Source organism: Duncaniella muricolitica, assembly GCF_910574735.1.
Taxonomy (GTDB): Bacteria; Bacteroidota; Bacteroidia; order Bacteroidales; family Muribaculaceae; genus Duncaniella; species Duncaniella muricolitica.
Genome location: NZ_CAJTCF010000032.1, coordinates 1 through 23,575, shown reverse-complemented (window position 1 = coordinate 23,575; position 23,575 = coordinate 1). Strand labels below are relative to the sequence as shown.

The following is a 23,575-nucleotide window of genomic DNA, read 5'->3' as shown; positions in this document are numbered from 1 at the left end:
TTTGTATCTTTGGGCATAACCAACCAATCACGACTAGCAGGAATAACAATGAGTTACACGACACGATACAGGATATGTCTGACGATGGTGTGGGTACAAATCTACATGTTGCCTTTGTCTGTCGTTATCGGTGTTATGCCCGGAAGCGGCCAAATATGGCGATGGGATCTCAATTACTGGATATTGATAATCGGGTATGTGCTCGGACTATTGGCTCTTCCGGCCGGAGCAGGACTTGACAAACCGAAACTGTTGAAATGGTGGTTGCGAATAGATTTCGCCATATCGTTGCTGTTTGCGATACCATATATGACAATGATCTATGCCTGTATGCCTAAAAATATTGTGGAAAAGGATGGTTATGTATTGTATTCACGAGGCGGCATAATGGCATGCCCGGTTGCGGTGTTGGGCGAGAAAAACGGGCTTTTTATCCGAGAGACTCCCGTTTCATTGCATTTGTTTACAGCAGGAAGTATGAAGCCCGAGGATTTCACCATCGACAAGAATACAGGCAGTTGCTATGGAATATGCACGAATGGAGACAAAGACTTCTCCTGGTGTTGCCCATTGGACTCTGCGGTCTACAATGCCAATAGTGTGCGTATATGTGCCATATTGGACAGCATATGGCACTGCCGGTTGAAGACATTTCCATCCGGTTGCGGATATTTCGTTTTCCCAGAAGATTTTTCTGCGATAACATATTCATGTAACAGTATTGATTATGCCGAACGGTATATTGATTATCATCCGTATGACAACAGGATATACGAATCTGTCGTCTATAATATGGTAAAAATATACGATAGGAATGGCGATGACAGTTTGTTGCCGATAGACTCAATCAAATGGATGTCTCCGACAGTCGCGCGTGACTATATGAACAATCTTATGGTCGGAAATAACCCTGCCGCCCTACCCGACCGACAACAATAAAAACACATTTCAATTATGGAAGATACATTCAAGGAATATGAAGGGTCTCGCCTTTGGGAAGCTGTAAGTTGTGTTATAGCCGACCTGGAGAGTAATGAAGACATCGAGCTGCATACTCCTCAGGAGTATGTGGTAGGATATATTTGTCGAGAACTGAATGCTCTGATGCATGTTTACCGATAAACGATTTTGGAAATATATATTACCGACAGTCATCTTTCTCAGCATATACCCGATAACGATTTTAGGGTGTAGACTGTCGGTGATTGGACCTGTTGTCGTGACGTTTGCGATTGCGGGCATGTGTTCGTGGTGGGTAAGCGATGAAGACAGGGATGCTCCTTCACACTTATGGCTTATGACATGGCTGGGAGCTTTGTGCGGTTATATTATAGATGTCGTGATATTATCGGTGAAACTATTAGTCATGCAATTGTATCTTTATCCGATATGGATTGCATACAGTGGACTTATATGCTTTGCCGGATATTTGATTCGGACAAAAATATACAATGAAAACAGTTTTCGCACGGCTGTGTCAATCGCCATAGCTTTTGTCGGAGCTGTTGCAGCTGGCATTACGATCGGTAACGGGTGGAGCTTCGCCATATGGGCAACAGCCTCCATCGCTGCGACATGGCTTGCCATACGCATGTTGCGTTGGGTGCCGGATGTGGGATTTGCAATCATCTGGAAGTGGCCGTATAAATATGAAATCACGCAACGCGGGAAATCAAAAGAGCGGCTTGAACCGGTGGACTATCTCTATTCGTTCAAGAAATTTCTACCGATATACGTAGCTATTTTGTTTATCTTCTCGGCAGCATTGTTTGGAGGAAGCCAAGGTGACAGCAAAAATAAAAAAGAAGTATGGCATGTAAATGGTCTTGTCGGCCACATTACAGCTATTCACTACATGAGCGACATTGAAGCCATAGCTTTAGCCTCGACTTATGGGCCGGAGAGGCCCGACTCGGCAGCTATATATCGTTCGGTCGATGGAGGTCACAATTGGTCTTGCGAGATTGTTTTGCCTAATTGCCGATTTTACGACAATCCGGCAATCCGGGGCAATATGCTTTCATGTATTGTAAGATGCGGTGAATGTCACCGCTTGCTGACATTCGACATGAATACAGGAGAACACTCCCTGTCAGATTATACCCTCGGTGCTCACGCCATCTTATTCGCCCGTAAAGATGGCATTTACATAGCGGATGACAGTGTGCTATACAAAGCCGGAAATCAGCTTGACTCAATAGATGCGTATGATGTCAGAATCTGTAATGCTGGTTTTGCCGAACTTGACGAAGGTCTAATTGGCTTCATCCGGGACAACAAAAAATGTTGTAGCCGACTTTATAATTTCAGTAAAAAACAATTTGTTGACACTGTTGTGTTTAATGGTTCATGCTTTATTGTGAAATCCGCCCACGATAAAGCTATTGTGGGCGGAATAAAAAACAATTGTGCCAACTGTTACTATTTGGATGCTTCGGCTGACGGGCTAAAACGAGTCAGCAGTCATCACAGGTATACCTTTATGAGCGATTTGCGTAAAGATAATACAGGAACTATTGCCTGCATAATATACGACGGTCCATTTGACGATCGTAGCGTAAAATACAGCACTGACTATGGGAAGTCATGGCACATAAAAGATCTTGGAGTCAGTCCAATCGAAGCATGGTGCATATTGCAGGACAGAATGTATTATCTGAGCAACCACAAAATGTATATGATAAAATTATGAGCTATTTTGCAATAGTGGGGATTAGATAATATTTTCGATTGATTTTAGGATCGATACATATCTGGTCAACCACAATATGCGAGTCAACCGCTGTAATGGTTATTTTATGATTGCCTTTTTCAAGATGCGGGAGTTTAATCGAGCGGCGGGCCTGTCCGCGGAGCACGTTGACCTTCCATCTTTCCGAACGGAACGGTTCCTTCAGATTAAACTCAATCGGTTCTCCTCCATCAATGCTGACATTATAACGCACTTTGTCATTGGCATGCGTCGGAATCATAGCGACAGTCAAGAGTGATTCTGCAAGGTCGTCATCTATAGCAAAAGAATATGTCACGGAACCACTCTTTTCAAGTTCAACGGCACGATTGCTATGACCCAAAAGGTCAATGACATGATAATCGCCGGAAATGTCAGAAAAATCATCAGCATTAAAGGCTATGGCTCCATCAGCATCAAGATTGCAGTCTTCATGGGATGTGTCCTTTACAAGATACTCCGACATTTCATCTTCTGTAAGTATAACCGGAAGCATCGGCGCATAGCCGGCAGGTAAATCGCGCGGACTCATGTTCATCGACTTACGCCATTTCCCTCCGCTCATTTTTTCGTTGTATGTTTCGGTCAATGCCCTGATATTACGGTATGCTTCCTGGCTTCGGGCTGTAGCCAAATAAAGTTTTGAGTTATCAATATCATTGTTTACGCCGCCTGAGGCAAACGAGCGGGCACGTTGAGCCTCAAGCATCTTTACAGCATTATTGGACGCCGATAAAACGGGGTAAATAATCGCTGCGAAATAGGCATCACGCAGAGACGGATCAATTGATTGTCCGGCATCTTCAACAATTTTCGCAATTTCAAGAAACTCTCTAATATAGCGGTCCGCTTCTCCGCCAAACTCGGTGAAACTTAATTCCGTATCGGCTACCGGGCTAAGGCCGCGGTGATAAAGTTTTTTATCAAGCTCCACCTGGTTCCAGCCCATAAATTCCGGTCGACGTTTTCCGGTGAGATTATAAAACTTTCGCATGGCGGTATAAATCTTTTGAGAAACGTCAGCTCCAAAATTTGTGGTAAGCCAGTTGCAGAGATGCTGTCCAAGATTTTCAGGCTCCACGATGTCGATATTCCATGCAAGATCAAGAAATAACTCAAGATCATAGGCCGCCACCTTGGGGTCATGTACATTGGCAATCCATAATTTTCTTACATTATGATTGTAGGCGTTTCTCATCTCGTTATATATCAGCCCCGGCTGCGTCGTTGTAAGCCAAAGATAGTCATGAGGCCTACCCCAATAACTTAAATGATAGTATACTCCGCCTCCTCCGGGTCGTTTTTGCTCTTCATCGGTAGAAAGCCGGGTGATATAACCATAATTGTCATCACACCACATCAGAGTTGCAGCCGCCGGTACATTAAGCCCCATGTCATACAGTTGAAGCACCTCTTTATAAGGTACAAATACTTGCATCTGCTTATTGGGAGCACCGATATAATCGGCCAATAATTGTTGCTGATCATCGATCACCTGTTGCAATGCGGCAAATTTCTCTTCTTTTGTCTTCACTCCTTCCATTGAGCCGTCATGTATGCCTCGCATGCCGATCGTAAACATGTTTCCGCCTTCCGACCCTTTTACCTCACGCAGTCGTTCTATCCAATACTCCTGCACAGCCTGACGGTTGGTGATGTAATTGAATGGTCCCCGTTTGCTTACATCCCATTCATCCACATTATTGCGCAGGAGCGGTTCGCAGTGGGATGTGCCTACTGAAATGCCACAACTGTCGGCGACAAGTTTGTTGACAGGATTTTTAAAAAACGCGGTTGTTTCCTTGTGCATGGCCGGCCATATGGCATTGGCGCGTAACCGCATAAGCAATTTGAATATTTCTTTATATGTACGTGGCCCGATTGTGCCTGATTCATTCGGCTCAAATGTCATGGAGCTCCAAGGCCGCAGACTCCAGTCTTCATCATTTAAAAATATGCCACGCAGTTCAACCGAAGCTCCCTGCGTGATATTATAGTCGTCCGGGAGTGTCAGAGATTGTTGCTGCACAGGCAAGACGTCACCCCACCATATCCATGGGCTGACTCCGGCTTCTCGAGATAGTTCCAAAAGGCCATAGGCCGTGCCTCTGCCATTGCTGCCTGTTACCAGTATTTTGTCACCGTTGACTTTGATATTAAAACCATCGACTAAAGTATCGAGCCGCTCAACAGGCACTCCGGCTTGTATAAGTTTACGCCGTTGTGATTTTGACGCCCGATCAAGTTGCGTAAGCACTATCCGGGCCTTGGCAGGATGAATCAGTCTGGCGTATTGGCCGGTGACAGATTTCATGTCGGACGTAAACATATCTATTGATGTCTCTGCGACAAGACTTAAAGATGTATTCTTGCCGACACTGACAGGCGACACTCCGTCAAACCATGTGACAGCGTTAGCCTCAGAAATAAAACAGGATGTAACTGATAAAAATATACCTGTCAAAATCTTTTTACTCATTGTCTTACTGTCACATGGATTAATTCGGACGAATGTTTTGTTCCTCAGCCTTGGCATACCATAAAGCCGCCTGTTTAGCATTTTTTCTGACGCCATCGCCGTTGGCATAACAGTCGGCAAGGCAGCACATGGCTCCGGCGTGTCCGTAGTATCTCGTGTTTTCGTTGACGTAGGTCGCCGCTTTCTTGTACAGGCGCACGGCCTCGGCCATATCTTGCCCTACACCATGTCCCTCGGCATAGCATCGTGCAAGCTGGAATTGAGCTTCTGGGTCATCATTCTTAGCCGCCTGACGGTACAAATCCGCAGCCTTTTCCCAGTCCTGCTCCACGCCGTGCCCGGCTGCATAACAGTCGGCAAGACCGCGTTGTGCTTCCGGGAAAGCATTTCCGCCGAAATCTACGGCTTTGTTGTACCACCTGACTGCCTGACAATAATCTTCAGCAACACCACATCCTGTGGCATAACAGTGACCAAGTTCCACCCAAGCCATCGGGTCGTCGTGTTCCGCGGCTTTATTAAACCAATAAAAGGCCTTTTCGTAATCGCGTTCCACTCCGTCGCCGTTGCGGTAACATAGTCCCAATGTGAAATATGCTCCTGCATATCCTCCGTCCGCTGCTTTCTGATAATATTCAAAAGCTTTCTCCGCATCTTCCGGCAGTCCGCCGTTTCCGTTACTGTAGCAGTCGCCTATGCGGTCGGTGGCATACCCATCGCCCAAATCTGCGGCTTTCTGCCACCATTTGACAGCCGAGGCCATGTCGTATTCCACACCCCAACCGCGCCGATAACAGCATCCGAGCATACACTGCGCCTCCGCCAAATCTTTACCTGACAGCCTGTTGCCGTTGACAGCTTTTTTCAGCCATTTGGCAAGTTGCCCCTGATAGCTGTCCTTGTTCAGCCGCTCTTTTGCGGGACGGCAGTTGTCAGATGCCAGCCAGTATAATTTGAATGCTTTTGCAAGATTGCGCTCCACGTTTGCGCCCTCCTCATAGCATTGACCGAGTTGATATTGTGCGGGAGCATAGCCTGATTCGGCCGATTCACGACACTTGGCGATATCGAACGATTTGTCGGTATATTTATTTGTGTACTTTATCATGATTCTATAATTCATTTTCAGGCAGTTTCACAGTCTCTGTCCAATCCGACCGGAAAAATGTCACATTGAAGGAATCCCCGTTCCAGCCTGTCCGGGTGACGGCTCCCGCCATATCGACAGTGTGGGGTAACTCATCGAGCCATTCCGACACAACTATGTCATCGGTTTTGCAATTTACCAAATCGACCCTTATAGCATCGCCTATGCCATGTCCGATGCAGCGGTACACCTTCGCCTTGTATTTCCTGTCGCGGCGGAACTTGGAGTATTTTTCAAGCAGAATCTCTTTCTTGCATCCGCACTCCCTCATCTTGTTCATAATTTCATCACGCCGCTCCGCAAGGCGGTTTCTGTCACCGTGCGCCCGGTCTATTTCCACCAAAACATCCATGATTATGCCGGCAACAAATTGCTCGAACTCATTGCTGAGTTCTTCGCTGAAAGCCTTGCTGAAGCGTTTGAGGTCATAGAGCTTGCGGGATGTTTCGATGTCAAGATTGTACCACGACACGCCCATTTTAGGAACCGGATTATAGCCCGGCCAGCCCATCATCTCCTGCTCGACATTCGCACGGATGGTCAACCGCCCGCATCCGTCAAGATCAATAGGCATCAGTTCCGTCAGGATATATTGAGCAATACCGAATGTGACAGCATGCAGGTGGATGTAGCAATAGTTGGATTTCTCCTTCTCTCGTTTTTCAAGAGCATAATCACCCTCTAAGGACAACATACGCAGTTTCATCTTTTGAAATCTCTGAATTTCTTGTTGTTCAGTGCATTCTCGGCGGCGATGTTGCCGTTTTCAGCGGCAAGCCGAATCCAGTCGAAAGCCTGGCGGAAGTCGGTTTCCACGCCAAGCCCTTTCATATACATGTTGCCTATTTCGTACTGTGCCACGCTGACTTCATGGTTGTATTTTCCGTATAAGTTGCGGCGGGAGGCAATCTGCCGATAGAGCTTCATCGCCTCGGCATAGTCTTTTTCTCCGCCGATACCGCTTTTATAACACTGGGCAAGATGTAGTTTCGACATTACATCGCCCGCTTCGGCTCCTTTTTGATACCACTCGAGTGCCTTGCCCCAGTCCTTTTCAACACCGCGCCCGTCAAAGTATGCGCCGCCGATGCAGTGGTAAGCGTCTTTGTAGCCCATTTCGGCGGCTTTCATAAAGCAGTCAAATGACTTCCGAAGAGCTTCTTCAGTCGCCTCACTGTAATATATCATTCCGAGGTTAAACCATGCGTCGGCATCCTTCTCTTCTTCAGCCACTTCGGTATACAACTCAGCGGCGGTGTCTTCGTAATTATCATCATATTCGACAATCTCCAACACTTCATCGGGAACACCCGTACCCCATGATAGAATATCGGCAATACGCTTCTTGGTCGCCATATCGCCTTTGTCGGCTCGCGCTTTCAGGATTTCAACCCAGCGGTAGTACCATTTGCAGGCAATCTTCACCCCCTCTTCGCGGTCGATGTCTTCGGGACAGTCATAGGCATAGAGTTTCATCAGAGCCTGGGCCGCGCTTTCCACACCCTTGGCGGCTTTTGCCTCCAGTATCTCAATCCAGCGGTAATGCCATTTGTGTGTAAAGTCCTTTTTAGCCTGCACACTGATTGTCTCATCGTCGCCAAAATCGTAGCGATAGAGATTTGCCAACGCCTCTGCAGCCTTGTCGCTCCCTTTGTCGGCTGCTTTTTCAAACCAGTAAATCGCTTTCTGATTATCACATTGATGATGATAACCCCACGAGTAATACCGCCCGAGCATATATTGAGCCTTGGTATTGCCTTTTTCGGCTAAGGGTGTGATGGCATCGGCGGCATGACGCGCCAGTTCGTCGTCGCCCTCCCCGGCGTACAGGCTGGAGAAGCGTTGTAAGATTTTATAATATTCTGCCCATTGGTTCATCGCAGTACGTTTTATCTTTCAAAGTTACAAAATATATCGGAGTTAAGGGCACTTTCAGCATCCCGATTGCCTTTCTTGGCGGCAAGTCGGAAATATTTGGCGGCTTTTTTCAAATCAACCGATACGCCTAACCCTTGGAGATACATATTGCCGATTTCATATAACGCTGTGCCTATGCCGTCGGCGTATCTCCGCCAATAGCGATCGGTGCGTTCTGCCAGATAGAGGTATTGCTCCATCGCCTTTGAATAATTAACCTTACAGCCTGTACCGTGCTTATAGCAGTCTGCCAACTTCAGCATGGCGTTTATCTCCCCCATGTCAGCACCTTTGTGATACCAGCGGAAAGCCATGACCGGATTCTGCTTCACTCCCAGCCCATCCATATAGGCATCTCCCATCTTAACAAAGGCTTCGTCATAATTCATCTCTGCGGCTTTCTTTAAGCAAGCAAAGGCTTTTTTATAGTCGAACAGTTCCTGATAGGCAAGCCCCATCATATACCAAGCCTCATCCTTCATACAGAAAGGCTCGTTGTTTTCGATAATATCATTATATCGTTTTATCGATTCTCTAATGACAGAGGTTCTATCACTGTTCTCAGATAACTGGTTTACTGTTCCGGCCATCTTTTTACTGAATTTCTCTTTCGCGTATTCGTAAGATTCAAGGATGTAAGTCTTCAATGATTCAAATGTCGTTTCAGATGGAGTCAAAGCGCAAATCCACCCCATCCATGCATAGACCGGATGTGGCATAATGACATCCTTTGCAGTAAAGTCATACGGCATATCCACAATACAACCTTTATTCGGGCGTTGTGGCAACTCTGCAAACAAAGTGCGGAATGTCTGTTTTCTGACTCCTATATTCACGCGCCACACATCCTCGCGGTCAAGGCGGGAAGCCCGGTCATTATCGCCATCCTTTTCTTTGATTGTCAGGATATACACGCCGCGTTTCAGCACGCCGCCGGGATTGTAGAAAATCCCACGCTCGCCCCAACTGCTGATCTCTACAAGCCCGTCAAAATTGTCAAGGCAATATTTCAGAATGTCGTCAGGTGCAATAGCCATATTGCAATCACGCTTCGTTTATCAGTCTATACATCGTTGCAATATCCTCTGATGCCATTTGGAACTTTGACTTCTCAATCAGGATGTTTTGCCCTGTCATTATATACGAAGGCAGGATGCGCCATCCTTTATGGAAAATCTCGGTGTTACGTAATTTGTAGGTAGATATACTTGGGACGGCGTTTTTCTTGGTTGCCTTTTTACTTATCATATTAAAGGCTTTTTTCGCCACATCACCCATAAGCATGACAACCTGAAGATTGGAAAACAGCTCAAGCTCCTTTTCAAGATACGTCAGACTTTCTTCAATGCTTTCCTTTGAAACAGCATATTCCGATTTAGGCGTCTTGACGGCGTTGGTAATATAGATGCCGAGGTTCAATATATCCTGAATACTATTTACCTCTATTCCGGCTTTTCGGAACAGCGGGATTGTCGTTGACATATATGCGGAGTCAGGCTTTCCATAGAAGTCATCGTCAGAATCAACCGGGACAACCTCATTTATCATAATAGCCCGTATCATTTCCGGCTCAATATTTACATCGTTAAGCCGCAAGTTGGTGTTGTTTTCAATAAACCGCAGCAACTCTGTATTTACATTCATAATCTGAATTTTTTAAGAACAAAACTCATATTCTCGCCGAGGTTACGCATATTTGCCATACCTTCCTCATCGTTGAGCACATCACCGATGTTCTTGCCATAGACCATATTCCAATAGGTGGAGCCTACGACAATCATTTCCTTGTTGAGCATGAAATGGTTCATGGTGTCGACCGTTGTCATTCCGCCACCGCGACGCACTGCGGCAACCGATGCACCTATCTTATGGCGAAGAATTCCGGGATTGGTTGCAACGACAACTCCTCCACGCTCCAGAAAGGCTTTCATCTTTGCAGACACATCCGCGGAATATACCGGAGATCCGAGAACTATGCCATCTGCATCTGCCATACGGCTGAATATCTCTGTAAATCCATCATTCGCAAACACACAGTTGGCCCTGCCTTTACAAGCAAAGCATCCGCGACATGGCAGTATTTCATAATCAGCCAATTGGATCAGCTCACATTCGATACCCTCTTTATTGAGTTCATCAAAGACCTTGCTGATAATCAAGGCTGTGTTGCCGTTTTTTCGGGCACTTCCGTTGATACCGATTACCTTCATGGTTTGTAATTGCGTTTTATCTCGTTGATTGATTTGCCTCCGATACCGAAGTTATCATCGGGCAGTTCTTTGATCGTAACGGTAAAGAACTGCTCCGGGATATGGGTTATCTCAGAGGCTGTTGCAGTCAGTCGCTCAATCAACTGTTTCTTCTGTTCAATGGTCAGTTTTCCACTCTCGATTGCTATGTAGGGCATTTTACTTTTTCTTTGATTTCGGGAACGGGAGGTCATTCCAGAGGGCTTCAATTACTTTGAGGACTTTGCCGGTGTCGGCGAGGTCAAGGACATAGGCTTCCTTCGCACCCTGATAAGGACAGCCGCATTCGGCATCTGCCATTAAGTCGGCAATGCAAGGCAATTTCTTGACGTAAGCGGTGTTGTCGCAGGCAGTGATTACACATTTTTCATTGAGGTAGACGACGTAATCACCCATCATCTTGCGACTGCGTACTTCGCCTAATGGCGTAAGCATATCGCAGATGAATTCAATAAATTCAGATGTACACGCCATAGTCTTATTCGTGGAAAAGAGCGCAAAATCCCTGCTTGTTGAACTGATAGTACATTTCGATTTGTTCCGGTGTATCGTTTTCGAGCAACGTAAGTAACTCTTTTGCAAATTCAAGGGTTGCAGAACCGTTAGCGGTCACTATGCTGCCATCGCTTACGGCTTGCGCGTGGATATACCCGTCGGGATTAGTGTAGTTCTCTCCACCCCAAATTTTCAGTTGGTCCAAACCATTGCCGGTATGTTTCACTGCATTGAGGAAACCATGCTTTGCCATAAACGACGCAGCATTACATATTGCGCCTACAATCTTTCCTCCTTCAACTGCTTTTTTGACAATTGGCACAACCCGTTCAGCAACAGGCGTACTCCACCCGAAACCACCAATCAGCACCAGCGCAGCATAATCGTCGGGCATCGTATCAAACGAATAATCGGGCATTGTGCGGAAGCCGCCGATTGATTTCACCGGCTCCAATGTCGGGGCGACCACCTTATTGACATACTTCGGATTTTCCTTCATCGCATATTCATCGGAGGCGATAGCCTGTGAAAGAAACACCGCCTCATGCGCTGCATAGTCCGGCAGGAGTATATATAGAACTTCGTTACTCATAATCGTTTGTTGCTTTTTCCAACGTTTGAGATGCGGGAAGAACCGGCGCATCTGCTCTTTTATCTGTTCGACAGTGTGATTCTGACCGGAGTTCCTGTTTATCTCTTCGGTAAACCGGGCACAGTGGTCAATCATCTGCTCCATTGTCATATCCTGTGTGAACTTGCCGTCTTTATAGCAGTAAATGCAGTAATCTTCGTTTGGTGTACCATCGGCATTCGTGCCTATGACATCATTTGAGAGCGGCATTCCGCAGCTCTGACAAAATTTCATATCCATATCGTTAGTAATGTTTTTTCGGTTTATCATTATCTCTTCAAGGTTCTCACGCCCCCAATTGAGCAGATGTGCGATTATTCATCAGCAATCAACCGTTTTTAATGATTTCTTCAAAAACCATTGCGGATTCCTCCGATAAACGCCGGGTTGCAGCTATACTTTGAGCCAACACGACTCCTTTTGAATTAATTCGTAGTGGCTGCTCTTTACTCTTCGGATAACCGAATTGAAGAAGTGGCACAATTTCATCAGGAATGATGCGCGGCTTGATAACACTGCCCTCATCTCCCCATACTGCCCATTCGGCACAGCAATTAAATGGTTCCTGATGCTTGCAATGGGGCTTGTCGTCGGGAATAATCATCGTGAGATTCTCAGGTACACTCCGGAGACTTTTATAAGAAGTGTCTTTTGCACAAAAGAATGTGTCAGAGGCCTTAACGACAACACCTTCAGGAATAAGAGACCTGTGAGGAGCTCCAAGTTCTCTTATGCAATAGTCGAAGGCTCTTTCCTTATGAGTCACTTCCAGTCTTGCCATTATATAGAGATGCCTGTCAAGTAAGGATACCGGGAATACGACATCGCCCACTTTGATCGATGCAATTGACGGCATCCTTGAGTGGATGCTGCCAAACACTACTTTTATAGGCCCGTTGTCATCTGATTTTCTTAGTTCGTCCAACCAGTCATGAGGCCAGTAAACAGTATAATAAGCCATATGAATTTCATTTAATTGTTGCCGTTATGGTTGCGTTTTATCTCATCATTACATCATTTATGTAATCGACTTTTGTCATGCGATAAAAGTGTGCGGTGCACTTGCCTCCAAGAGGAGAAACGTCATCATGATTAGTAAAATATCTCGGATATCTGACTTACCACCGTTTTGTTAAGTCAAATATCCGATTACAAAGATAATTAAAAATCACGAGATTTCTATGCCGACGAAATAAAATTGAGAATGTCCAAAATAAGCTATAGCGGCCCTGAGAATTTTTTGACGGGATTGCCTCGTTCGAGATTGTCGTGATTGCTCCATTGTCGCGACCGCGATTCGGCAACGACTTTGTCGTTTTGCTGACGGAGTTTTAGCAATAGCCTTTCGCGAGCAAGCGTTTTGTTCTGAGACTGTGAACGTTCGTCAGAGCATTTTACGGATAATCCGGTGGGAATATGGATTGCACGGACCGAAGTTTCTACTTTGTTGACATTCTGGCCGCCCTTGCCTCCCGAACGGCACGTCTCATATATGATGTCGGATTCTTCAATCTGTGGCAGTTCAACCTCATCGAAGAAGTTGACGCCGACAAACCAGTTGCTGCGTTTGTGTCCCGGTCTATATGGATTCTTGGTTGACCGCCAAAGCACTGTACCCTGCCAACCCTTTATAATAGACGGAGGGATTACATCTTCGGTGGCAAATGTTATTGACATGAAGCAACCGTCAACTTGATTGTGAGGTTCGCAATCCGTGAGTTGCAATGGCGGGATTATTTTGAGCAGTTCACGCGCCACGAGCGTAACGACTCTGGCACACTCTACCGGGCCACGGCCTGCTGTGATTTGTATGTATTTCTTCATTCTCCGTTGTCTTTAATATTCAGTTTAGGTTTAATCATGGCAATGATTTCGACCGTTGGCCGGATAAGTTCAAGTATCTCCTCTGTGGGTTTGTATGCCATTGGAGATTCATCAAGAGTGCTTGCGCAGACAGATGATGAGTAGATACCTTTCATTGAATTTTCAAATTCGTTCACTGAAATTTGTTTTTTCGCTTGAGCTCGGCTCATGATGCGTCCGGCCCCGTGTGGAGCCGTGTTGAGCCACTTGTCATTTCCTTTCCCGATGCATATAGCTATTCCGTCGCGCATATTGAAGGGTATTGCCACCTTTCGGCCTTCCGATGCGTCGATCGCTCCCTTTCGCAACATAGGCATATCATCGGTGACAGATATGTAATTGTGCGTTGTAAAGATGGACTCTGCGCATTTGGCCTTACATAGTTTTTTTAGGATAGCGAATATGCGGTCACGAATTATATGATGATTATAGAGTGCGTAGGCCTGAGCTATGATCATGTCTGACAGATAACCGCGCAAGGTATCGCCCCAAAGATATCCTACGTATTTGGCCCGTTTGGGATTCTGCGCGATATTTCGCCAATGATTCGCTACCTTAACACCAAGATTGCGTGACCCGCAGTGAATAGTCAGCCAACTGTCATCAGTCTCGGCATCCTCGCCATACTCAATGAAATGATTGCCGCTGCCAAGTGAGCCAAGGCTTTTATAAAATATTCCTTCCTGAAGTTTGATCCGGCGACAGAAGTCCGTGATGAAACGTGCATCTATCCGAGGGGCCTCGTTGATTAGGTCAGGAGCGACTGAACGGGCCTTCTGATATTGAGAGTTCAGAAAGCGGAATAACTCTTTTTCGTTGAGTGAGTTCTTTGGGCAGATCTCCGTACCCGTAGGGATTGTCTCACGGATGCGATGGTCAAGCAGCGCAAAGTCCTCGGGATTGACTGCACACGAAAGACGGTGCATTGAAATGGTGCAGCCAATGTCAACGCCGACATGGTCAGGATTGACATATATTCCTATCGGATAAGCTGTGCCTACATTGCATGAGTTCCCGGCGTGGACATCGGGCATTTGCACGATTGGCACACCCTCCATTGCCGGATGATTGCAAAGTTCAGTTACCCAGTCGAGAGCTGAATCTTCTATATTATCGGTAAAAATTTCTGTTGATGTTGATTTTCCTGTAATTATCATATCGTTGTATTTTGGACGCAAAATTGAAAAGTGCATGCGCAATGGATTTGCGCACCATGATAAAAAATCGTATTTTTGCTAAAATAATTCTCCATTCTCCATTTTTTAAGTCTAAATTTCCTTCTCCCTATGCCACTGAATCGCGCTACGCTTATCAGAATATCCACCATTGACAAATGTCTTCAGAACCATTATCGCCGATGGACTATCAACGACCTGATTGACGCCTGCACTGACGCTTTGGCTGAATATGAAGGGCGAAGCAATCCGGTTAGCCGCCGCACATTTCAGAATGACCTCGCGCTGATGCGTAGCGATCGTCTCGGTTATAATGCTCCGATTGTGGTGCGCGACAATAAATATTATGAGTATGAGGACCCGGATTTCAGCATCACACATCTTCCGCTGAACGATGAAGGGCTTGATGCACTAAACTCGGCTCTTGAAATTTTACGTCAGCTACAAGGCTTCCCACAGTTGGCATCGTCGATTGACACCATCAGCAAACTCAACGAGCAGATTTCGCGTCACACCGGGGCCTCGGTTCCGGCTATGGACATGGAGCATGTGTCGGGCTATAAAGGAGCAAAATTTATAGGTGACATATATGATGCCGTGCGCAAACGGCAGACTATTATCATTGAGTATCGATCGTTCAAGGCGCGTCAGTCAGAGGCATTGGTCGTGTATCCATATTTATTGAAGGAATATCGCAACCGTTGGTTTCTTATCGGAGAGAAGTCAACCAACCGTGCGCCACAGGTCAATATCTTCGCTCTCGACCGTATTCAGTCCGTTGCTATTGACAAGGAAACTCCTTTCAAGAAATGTGTTGACTTTGACCCTGAACATTTCTTCGATGATACAATCGGGGTGACCAAGGGAATACATGACAAGGCCCGGAGAGTAGTCATAAAAATTGACCGTCAGCAGGCTCCATACGTTGAGTCAAAGCCGTTTCATAAATCGCAGAAGGTTGAACAACGTTTTCGCGACGGTTCAATCCAGCTATCACTAAAGGTCGTCATAAACAATGAGTTGGAACGTCTCATTCTCGGCTACGGTGGCCATGCCGAAGTCATAGCACCACCTGAGTTTCGCGCACGCATAGCAGAGAGTGTCAACATAGCAGCACGTCACTACAGATAGATATCCGTTCAGATTTGCGTTTCGGAAATATTTTCGGGGATTTATTTTTTTGTTGCGCAAAATGATTGCGCAGTTGCAATCTAACTTTGCATCGAAATAATAAAAAACACCCAAATATGAAGATAATTGAAGGACATGACGTAAAGATATTTACTGACAATATCGAGAATGTTGCCTTGGAGCAAATCAAGGAACTGCTTTCGATTGACGTGTTTTCTGACAAGAAGATACGCATCATGCCTGACGTACATGCCGGAGCCGGTTGCGTCATCGGGTTCACAGGCAATCTCGGTGACAAGGTTATCCCCAATATAGTGGGCGTTGACATCGGCTGCGGTATGCGCATTCTCAACCTCGGCAAGCTCTCCGAAATAGATTATCATGCATTCCACGAGCATATCCGAGGCAATGTGCCCTCGGGTATGATTGTGCGTGAGGATCGTTTCGGTTTCAAACCACTTGTAGGCGAGGAAATGGAAATTTACCGTGAGGCAAAGCAACTTGTCACTAAACTTTACTGTTACCGTGAGATTAAAGATTCCGGACGTATCAATAAGTCAATCGGATCGCTCGGCGGTGGTAACCATTTCATCGAACTTGATAAGGATGATGAAGATAATGTTTACCTTGTGATCCATACCGGCTCCCGCAACCTTGGCAAGCAGGTGGCCGACATCTATCAGGCGAAAGCTGTGAAGCACCTTACCGACGGTGCCGACGAGTTTGAGGATTCAATCAAACGCACCATTGAGGAATACAAGGCGGCAGGTCGTCGCTCGGAATTGCAGAGTGTCATAAAGAAGATGCGCAGGGAGCATCAGGCAGCAGAGCCGGCTCTTCCCGCTGCCCTGTGCTATGTGGAGGGAGAAGCGCGCGAGCATTACCTTCACGACATGCGCCTTTGTCAGCGATGGGCTGTGCTCAACCGCAAACTTATTTCACTGCTGCTCATGCGCTTTTTCCACGACGTAACAGTACATGAAGAGTTTGAGTCGATCCACAATTATATCAGCGATGACAACATTATCCGCAAAGGCTCTATTTCGGCAGCCGAGGGCGAGCGTTGCATCATCCCGCTGAATATGCGTGACGGCTCGTTGCTTTGCACCGGTAAGGGTAATCCCGACTGGAATTGCTCGGCACCCCACGGAGCCGGACGTGTGTTAAGCCGCACTCAGGCATACGAAAAAATCACGATGGAAGACTTCGAGGCTTCCATGAAGAGTATCTATTCCGAGTCAGTCAACGATTTCACCCGTGATGAGTCGCCGATGGTCTACAAACCTGCGGAAGAAATCATTGCCAACATTGGTGATACAGTCAACATAGACACAGTCATCCGTCCGATCTTTAATTTCAAGGCCTCAAAGTAGAAAACAAATCCTGTATCGCAAAATGCGACAGGATTTAATTATCTTTGCGGTGTAAAACATAACCAATATGAACCAACTGCAAAAATACACCTGGCTGATTGATACAATCCGCCGTGCCGGAAAGATTTCTCACAAGGACCTTTCCGACCGCTGGTCGCGAAACAAAGATTTAAGTGACGGAAACGAGCTTCATCGTGCCACGTTCAACCGTTGGCGTGACGCAATCTATGAGCAGTTCGGGATTATGATTGACTGCCAGAAGGTTGGTGGCTATCTTTATTATATCTCCAATCCGGAAGATATTGACGAGGACAAGCTCAAAAAGTGGATGCTTGACTCATTTGCCGTCGGAAATATTATAGGAGAGAATCTATCATTAAAGGGACGTATATTGGTTGACGAAATTCCTTCGGGGCGTGATCATCTGACCACTATTCTGGAGGCGATGAAAGAGAATAGAGTCATCAATATAACATATCACCCCTTCAAAAAATCACATGGCTACACTTTTCTCATCGAGCCTTATTGTGTAAAGCTGTTTGAGAACCGTTGGTATGTGCTGGCGCATAATCTCTACTATGATGATATCAGACTCTATGGTCTTGACCGAGTAGAAACCGCCGAGACCATAGAGCAGACATATAAGCTCCCAAAAGACTTTGATGCGGCGGAATATTTTTCGACGGCATACGGTATTGTAATCGGCTACGATGTCAGACCGGAGAAAATAGTTATTCGTGCCCACGAAGACCATAAACATTATCTGAAATCACTGCCGCTACATCATAGTCAGCGACTTATCGAGGACTATGATGAATATGCTGACTTTGAGCTATATCTTTCTCCAACTTATGATTTTATCATGAAGTTGCTTCATGCAGGATCCATGATAGAGGTCATCAGTCCTATATCACTTCGCAAGACCATGAAGAAGTGGATTTCGGACATGTACGCATTATATAAGAACGACTGAAAATGCAAGGACTATGTAGCAATAGTCTTTTAAAAAAACAACCCACGGCCGATGCTACAGCGTGTGTAGCATCGGCCGTGGGAATAGTGCGTGGCGGTGACGAAGAGTTATAAATAAGAATAACTTCAGCTTGTCATTTCGCAAAAAGTGCTGTCTCAGAGAGTACCCCTTTCAGTTTTTTGCCATAGGACGGAATGTAGCATAGGTGAGTATGCCACATATTACAGCACCAAGAGAAACAATATCTTTTACTTGCGGGACCAACAGTTGATCAGCTATTATTTTTTCCACCTTTAATGGTTTTGGCAGCAGCGATTACCGTAGCTGCTGCTACCAAAATTTCACCAGTCTTCTTGGTTACTTCAAGAGCCGTCTCCATTCCTTTTTTGATTGAATCTGAATTGATTCCATTTTTCTTTTTTGCCATATTTCTATAAATTAATCGAGTTTAGTGAATTCAAAGTCGTTCTGATTGCAGCAAGCTTTCTTGTAGTCGAAGCCGTAGAGGCGCATATAAGCCTCTTGGATTTCCTTTGCCCCATTGCTGAAAGGATTAGAGGTGTGGATTGCAGTAGTAACAGTGACTGCCATTTCCGGGGTCAATACTGTGCCGTTTGAACGCTTTATGCGTTTCGGCGTAATGCGAAAAACTTTTGACATTGGTTTGTTATTTAGTTAGGATTATAAACGCCAAAGACGTGAGGCTTCTTTACTTCACGTCCTTGTATATCAGGTATCGCCAAACACCTTATGAGAGAACTTGAAGAATACGTCACCCCACGTCCGGTACGGATATGACGATGACGTAGACACGCCTTGTCAAAGCGTTGCCGGAAATGGGCATCCTTCACCGTGTGCTCCCTCATATATTCTTAATTTGGCGATTTAGATATACGGAACATCAGGCAAATTGCCTTTGGCGTGATTGAAATGCTCGCTCCAACCGCTGTCGGAGTGCGACTATGATTCTCAATCAATTGCAAAATTACAAAAATTCCGTGAAGGACACTCCATTTCCTGACAACTAATGTTATCGAGATTAATATGTTTTACAACATATCATCGAACATATTGGCAATCCAAATCATAGGATTCCTCAAGCTCTTTTAGATATTGCATAGATAACGGATCACTGTGTCACATTGTGACAGGATGGCTTTAATAATTTGTGGATAAAATAGGCTGCGCCAATCGAAATCGGATCTTTTAGCCAAAACCATCGCGACATCGCCATCTCTATAGGGACCGTAAACATTATTGTCAGGTTTATTACTAAGGCTATGAGAAGAACAGGAGCAACGCAACGACGGAGTCGGTACATAACTTGCTCTATTGCGATATCAAGTGAGCTCTTTTGAGTTTCCGACTCTGTCGGCTCGTCAGCAATCCAACGCTCGATTTTTTCAAGAATCTTTTCCATAATCTTTTTTTGACACAAAGATAATAATACATTATGCCGGATGACGGCAGAGTATATAAAATGCGTTCGACCAATGGCATATAGCATATAAAAACGCGACATTAATTGATAATGCCGCGTGTAAATGATAAAGCATGTTGTTTCAGAGCCCGGGGATAATAAGGTCTTTTTCCGAAATATCGCCGAACCATTCTCTAAGCCTATTTTGGGCCTTTTGCTTTGTAGCGGGAGTAAGATTATTCCACACTTGCTTAAGCACGTAGACGAGGGCGGCCATATCATCTGCAAAACCACCGGGCAGAGCATCCGGAATCAGGTCGATGGGAAGAATAAAATATCCCAATGCCGCTATAACCATAAGTCGGTCTTTCATCGGCAGTTCCTCGTCTAGTGTGGAATAATAAAGCAGCAACACTATATATACAAGCTTTACACCGGCCTTTCGTGCCACATTTTTAATTTTCTCAAAAAGAGAATCTGGATTATAATAACCCGCATACTTCTGAAGATTGTTGGAGAATGATTTTAGATCCATAGTCAGTAGCAGTCTTTGAAGTCATTGAATCGTGCCATCCAGTGGGCGGCTTTCTCGCGGTCGAATTGCTGACGGTCGATTTCGCTTTCGCGCTTAGGGTGGAGTATTGCGTTGTTTCCGTCGGTCATGTGTTGCCAGTAGGTCAGTTCGGCAAAGGGCGAGTCCTGACGCTGACCGATGTGGTGCAGCTCGTAGGGGTCGCCATTTTCATCACGCGGCGGGAAGCCTTCGCCCATAAGGTCGGCGTTGTTCCAGTCTTTCCAATTGTCATAGTCGGCAAGTTTCTCTTTGAGCCATTCTTTGCGACAGTTGAAGGCACGTCCGTCAATTGTAGGGTTTGTCAGAGCCTGACGGCCGTTGACGGTTTTCTCTACGAGTCCGGCTTTCATATATATGAGAGCCTCTTCTTCCGAACCTATGGCTTGGAAGATAGTGTCAGACCATCCTGTCTGACGTTGGAGATGAGAGTAATTTTCCATGTTATACAAGGTGTTGGTTGGCGATATGATTATCGCAAAATTAATGAATTAATCTGAGATTCAGATAATACTTTTTAAATTCTTCGTAAAATGCGAGCCACACACCGGACATTTTGGGAAAAGACTCAACACCACCCCACCCCGCCAGTGAGTAAATACGTGACCGCAACGCAAGCATATCCTTTTTTGAATTTCTATCAGCATAGTTTTCTTAATTTTTCTGCAAAAATACACCCTCACTCTGCCACTACGCGACAGAGTGAATCAAAATAAATCATAACCTTGCCACCATGCGACATTATATCAACGTAATTTTGCCACACATAAGATAAATGATAGCAAGGATTCAGCCGGCTCGCGCACCCGTCAGTGGTGCGACCATGACACCCTTGAAATAAGCAATCCGATAAAAAATCCGATAAAAAATAAGCAACTCGTTATAATTTGCCACAACATGTATCGCCAAATGATACACCTCGGCAGTAATTTTGCAATACAGAAAACAACAAAAACGACTGTCAACACATGAGAAAACTAAACCTTCAAAAAGCAGACTCCTTCACTCGGACAGACAACTCCAAGCATATAGAGGCCGCAAAGAGCGCAAGGCCCAAAAGTATTCTGGAGTCATTTGAATACATCGTTGAGCTTGCCGAAGGCTCCAATCTCGACCGGGACTTCTTCGACAAGACCGCCACACATATTAAATATGCGTCCCGCAAACTGCACCTCACACCGATGCAGACAGTGCTGCTGTCGATGTTTGTCGACCGAAGCGAAGACAGCCGCATCATGATTTCCGAGATAGCCCGTTATGCAGGCTGCCGGACAACCAAGATATTACGTCTCTCCGACGAAATCGACGTTCTCGAAGCCAAACGCTATCTCCGCGCATCAAGGAGTAGTCAATCGCTAAGCTATCGAGTGCCGTCCGATGTGCTGAAATCATTGCGTGACAACAAGCCTTACGTCTACACGGAAGATTCTATTCCCGACACATCGGCATTCTTCGACCGCTTCAACCGGCTGATTAATGAGAAAGAATGTGGCGAGCAGACTTACGACTCACTTCTATCCCGGACCGAGGAGATGCTCGAAGAAATCCGTTCCACAGCCTTTGCCTCCCGTCTGCGCACTTACGTATTGGACAAGTGCGATACCCTCCTGTTTATCTTCATGGCCCATCTTTATGTTGAAAATTTTGATGATAACATCAGGTTTCACGACATTCAGAACATATTTGACAACGGCGAGATTCCCTCAGGCTACAAATATGGTTTACGCAACCGCACATCCGCATTGTTCAGGCACGGGCTTATCGAGAATGTCAACGAAAACGGCATGGCATACCCTTACGCCTTCAAGCTTACCGAAAAGGCTAAAGAGGAGTTGTTATGCGAACTTGATTTTATGCAGACAATCAAATCGCACAAGGGTCTGATCAAAGCCGAGTCGCTCGCCGAAAAGGTCCTGACCTACAACGCCACGGAGCATGACCAGATAACCGAACTGTCATCAATACTTTCGGAAAAACGATTCAATGACGTGCAGACACGGCTTCGCGACGCAGGGATGCGACCGGGATTCTGCTGCATATTCTACGGAGCACCCGGCACCGGCAAGACAGAAACAGTGTATCAACTGGCCCGTCAGACCGGACGCGACATCATGCGTGTCGACGTCGACAAAATCAAAAGCTGCTGGGTAGGAGAAAGTGAGAAAAACATCAAGTCGCTCTTCGACCGTTACCGCAGAATATGCAAAGACTCTCAACTGGCACCCATATTGCTTTTCAATGAGGCCGATGCCGTGTTGGGCGTCAGGATGGAGGGTGCGTCTCACTCGGTCGACAAGATGGAAAACTCCATCCAAAACATTATTCTCCAGGAGATGGAGACTCTCGACGGCATTATGATTGCGACTACCAATCTTACCTCCAATCTTGACAAAGCGTTCGAACGAAGATTTCTTTACAAAATACGTTTTGACAAGCCATCTGTCGAATCACGCGCGAAAATCTGGCAGACAATGTTGCATAAACTGTCAAAAAACGATGCCTATATGCTCGCGGCTCAGTTTGATCTTTCGGGCGGAGAGATTGAAAACATTGCCCGCAAGCACTCGGTCAACGCCATATTGACAGGCAAAGACGACATAGACATACAGGGAATTATCGACATCTGCCGCCACGAACGTATCAATAATCAGTCACGCTCCAGAATCGGCTTCTGACATGTCTCATCCGAGCTTGCCCCAGCGGGTCTTGGCGCGGGCCTTGCGGTCGACGGCACGGCGTATGCGGCGCGGTAAACGCAGTGTGTCTTCGTGCTGTCCATCATCCGCGGGAGTCGGCTCTGCCTTGATATTGCCGTTGTCCGAAGCTTCCTTTTGACAGTTGTTTACTGAAGACTTCGCGACCTCTCGTATCCCGGGGCTCACTGACGCTCTACGTTCACGGACACGTGTACGGGCTTTGGCCGAACGGGCTATGGCAAGATCTATCTCAAAGCGCAGCATCCCGAACACCATCACGCAGTCGGGTGTGAGATTGCAGTCGTAAGTATCTCGGTTGCCGTCAAGATAACTGTCGAGAGCGGCAAGCATGGCCTCGCGCCTGGAGGTGTCGGTAACTACGAGAGTGATACGTTCAACAAATCTCGCATAGGCTTTTTGCGACACAGGGCGGAGGATGGCTGACTTTTTCATGACAAAAACGGTGTTAAAAATTATACCGCAAAGTTACGGTCGGCGATGTCGAAAAAGGTGCGATAATGTCGCGTTGTCACAAAATCCCTCTAAAATCCATATTTTGACAATATCATCCCACACAAATCCGTTAAAGATGATTGATTGTTAATTATTACTGTCCGCTAAACTTTTTTTGAGCGATTGAAAAATTAGGGCTGATTCTTGCTAAGGCAAGCGACAAAAGTCGATTACCATTTGCAGGAGTCAGCCCTAATTAGTTATTTTTGGT

General features: G+C 45.9%; 25 protein-coding genes and 1 pseudogene. 6 read left to right on the top strand and 20 right to left on the bottom strand.

The genetic code is table 11. The features are described 5' to 3' along the window. Positions 1-48 precede the first annotated feature (48 nt). A complete protein-coding gene (locus QGT73_RS08545; RefSeq protein WP_280122188.1) occupies positions 49-939 on the top strand; it encodes a hypothetical protein in 891 nt (296 codons plus the stop codon). 169 nt (positions 940-1,108) lie between these two features. Further along, complete coding sequence (locus QGT73_RS08540) at positions 1,109-2,692, top strand: hypothetical protein (protein WP_280122187.1); 1,584 nt, start codon at positions 1,109-1,111, stop codon at positions 2,690-2,692. A 1-nt stretch (position 2,693) separates the two neighbouring features. Here the strand turns inward: QGT73_RS08540 and QGT73_RS08535 are convergent, their stop codons facing one another. The 14 genes and pseudogenes from QGT73_RS08535 to QGT73_RS08470 form a co-directional block, all read right to left on the bottom strand. Continuing rightward, entirely contained in the window at positions 2,694-5,210 is a 2,517-nt protein-coding gene (locus tag QGT73_RS08535) for a glycosyl hydrolase 115 family protein (RefSeq protein WP_280122186.1), read from the bottom strand. A gap of 19 nt (positions 5,211-5,229) precedes the next feature. Then, positions 5,230-6,318 carry an SEL1-like repeat protein gene (locus QGT73_RS08530; protein WP_280122185.1) on the bottom strand — a complete coding sequence of 363 codons (1,089 nt, stop codon included), beginning with the start codon at positions 6,316-6,318 and terminating at the stop codon, positions 5,230-5,232. 4 nt (positions 6,319-6,322) lie between these two features. After that, positions 6,323-7,063: a hypothetical protein gene (locus QGT73_RS08525; RefSeq protein ID WP_280122184.1), complete on the bottom strand. Its 741-nt coding sequence runs from the start codon at positions 7,061-7,063 to the stop codon at positions 6,323-6,325. Beyond that, positions 7,060-8,235, bottom strand: a complete 1,176-nt coding sequence (locus QGT73_RS08520; protein WP_280122183.1) for an SEL1-like repeat protein — start codon at positions 8,233-8,235, stop codon at positions 7,060-7,062. Before QGT73_RS08520 ends, QGT73_RS08525 begins: the two co-directional genes overlap by 4 nt. An 11-nt stretch (positions 8,236-8,246) precedes the next feature. Next, a complete protein-coding gene (locus QGT73_RS08515; RefSeq protein WP_280122182.1) occupies positions 8,247-9,311 on the bottom strand; it encodes a DUF6194 family protein in 1,065 nt (354 codons plus the stop codon). A gap of 7 nt (positions 9,312-9,318) precedes the next feature. Next, positions 9,319-9,918: a uracil-DNA glycosylase family protein gene (locus tag QGT73_RS08510; protein ID WP_280122181.1), complete on the bottom strand. Its 600-nt coding sequence runs from the start codon at positions 9,916-9,918 to the stop codon at positions 9,319-9,321. Next, on the bottom strand, positions 9,915-10,484 hold the full coding sequence (locus QGT73_RS08505) for a flavodoxin family protein (protein ID WP_280122180.1): 570 nt from the start codon (positions 10,482-10,484) through the stop codon (positions 9,915-9,917). Before QGT73_RS08505 ends, QGT73_RS08510 begins: the two co-directional genes overlap by 4 nt. Further along, positions 10,481-10,681, bottom strand: coding sequence for a 4-oxalocrotonate tautomerase DmpI (gene dmpI / locus QGT73_RS08500; protein WP_280122179.1), 201 nt, complete (start codon positions 10,679-10,681; stop codon positions 10,481-10,483). Before dmpI ends, QGT73_RS08505 begins: the two co-directional genes overlap by 4 nt. Position 10,682: 1 nt before the next feature. Next, on the bottom strand, positions 10,683-10,997 hold the full coding sequence (locus QGT73_RS08495; RefSeq protein ID WP_280122178.1) for a TfoX/Sxy family protein: 315 nt from the start codon (positions 10,995-10,997) through the stop codon (positions 10,683-10,685). Between the two features lie 4 nt (positions 10,998-11,001). Next, on the bottom strand, positions 11,002-11,610 hold the full coding sequence (locus QGT73_RS08490; RefSeq protein ID WP_280122201.1) for a DJ-1/PfpI family protein: 609 nt from the start codon (positions 11,608-11,610) through the stop codon (positions 11,002-11,004). A 12-nt stretch (positions 11,611-11,622) separates the two neighbouring features. Then, positions 11,623-11,889, bottom strand: a pseudogene (locus QGT73_RS08485) (zinc ribbon domain-containing protein); the annotation flags it as partial. A gap of 88 nt (positions 11,890-11,977) precedes the next feature. Beyond that, entirely contained in the window at positions 11,978-12,610 is a 633-nt protein-coding gene (locus QGT73_RS08480; protein WP_280122177.1) for a hypothetical protein, read from the bottom strand. A 257-nt stretch (positions 12,611-12,867) separates the two neighbouring features. Next, positions 12,868-13,473 carry a peptide chain release factor H gene (gene prfH / locus QGT73_RS08475; RefSeq protein ID WP_280122176.1) on the bottom strand — a complete coding sequence of 202 codons (606 nt, stop codon included), beginning with the start codon at positions 13,471-13,473 and terminating at the stop codon, positions 12,868-12,870. Next, the gene (locus tag QGT73_RS08470) at positions 13,470-14,669 is read right to left on the bottom strand and encodes an RtcB family protein (RefSeq protein ID WP_280122175.1); all 1,200 of its coding nucleotides are present in this window, start codon (positions 14,667-14,669) and stop codon (positions 13,470-13,472) included. Before QGT73_RS08470 ends, prfH begins: the two co-directional genes overlap by 4 nt. A 129-nt stretch (positions 14,670-14,798) precedes the next feature. Here QGT73_RS08470 and QGT73_RS08465 point away from each other — a divergent pair, with 129 nt between their 5' ends. The 3 genes from QGT73_RS08465 to QGT73_RS08455 all read left to right on the top strand — a co-directional run bounded on the left by QGT73_RS08465 (position 14,799) and on the right by QGT73_RS08455 (position 18,164). Then, a complete protein-coding gene (locus QGT73_RS08465) occupies positions 14,799-15,818 on the top strand; it encodes a helix-turn-helix transcriptional regulator (protein WP_280122174.1) in 1,020 nt (339 codons plus the stop codon). Between the two features lie 116 nt (positions 15,819-15,934). Further along, positions 15,935-17,191, top strand: a complete 1,257-nt coding sequence (locus tag QGT73_RS08460) for an RtcB family protein (protein WP_280122173.1) — start codon at positions 15,935-15,937, stop codon at positions 17,189-17,191. 67 nt (positions 17,192-17,258) lie between these two features. Next, positions 17,259-18,164, top strand: a complete 906-nt coding sequence (locus QGT73_RS08455; protein ID WP_280122172.1) for a helix-turn-helix transcriptional regulator — start codon at positions 17,259-17,261, stop codon at positions 18,162-18,164. 271 nt (positions 18,165-18,435) lie between these two features. Here QGT73_RS08455 and QGT73_RS08450 read toward each other — a convergent pair whose 3' ends face one another. The 5 genes from QGT73_RS08450 to QGT73_RS08430 all read right to left on the bottom strand — a co-directional run bounded on the left by QGT73_RS08450 (position 18,436) and on the right by QGT73_RS08430 (position 20,598). Then, the gene (locus tag QGT73_RS08450; RefSeq protein ID WP_280122171.1) at positions 18,436-18,591 is read right to left on the bottom strand and encodes a hypothetical protein; all 156 of its coding nucleotides are present in this window, start codon (positions 18,589-18,591) and stop codon (positions 18,436-18,438) included. 11 nt (positions 18,592-18,602) lie between these two features. Beyond that, the gene (locus tag QGT73_RS08445; protein ID WP_280122170.1) at positions 18,603-18,824 is read right to left on the bottom strand and encodes a DUF6140 family protein; all 222 of its coding nucleotides are present in this window, start codon (positions 18,822-18,824) and stop codon (positions 18,603-18,605) included. A 469-nt stretch (positions 18,825-19,293) separates the two neighbouring features. Continuing rightward, positions 19,294-19,584, bottom strand: coding sequence for a hypothetical protein (locus QGT73_RS08440; protein ID WP_280122169.1), 291 nt, complete (start codon positions 19,582-19,584; stop codon positions 19,294-19,296). A gap of 142 nt (positions 19,585-19,726) precedes the next feature. After that, the gene (locus QGT73_RS08435; RefSeq protein WP_280122168.1) at positions 19,727-20,119 is read right to left on the bottom strand and encodes a YkvA family protein; all 393 of its coding nucleotides are present in this window, start codon (positions 20,117-20,119) and stop codon (positions 19,727-19,729) included. A gap of 2 nt (positions 20,120-20,121) precedes the next feature. Next, positions 20,122-20,598, bottom strand: a complete 477-nt coding sequence (locus QGT73_RS08430; protein WP_280122167.1) for an HNH/ENDO VII family nuclease — start codon at positions 20,596-20,598, stop codon at positions 20,122-20,124. A gap of 525 nt (positions 20,599-21,123) precedes the next feature. Here QGT73_RS08430 and QGT73_RS08425 point away from each other — a divergent pair. Continuing rightward, on the top strand, positions 21,124-22,830 hold the full coding sequence (locus QGT73_RS08425; RefSeq protein ID WP_280122166.1) for an AAA family ATPase: 1,707 nt from the start codon (positions 21,124-21,126) through the stop codon (positions 22,828-22,830). 6 nt (positions 22,831-22,836) lie between these two features. On the opposite strand, the gene QGT73_RS08420 is transcribed toward QGT73_RS08425, so the two are convergent. After that, positions 22,837-23,304, bottom strand: a complete 468-nt coding sequence (locus QGT73_RS08420) for a hypothetical protein (protein ID WP_280122165.1) — start codon at positions 23,302-23,304, stop codon at positions 22,837-22,839. Positions 23,305-23,575 lie beyond the last annotated feature (271 nt).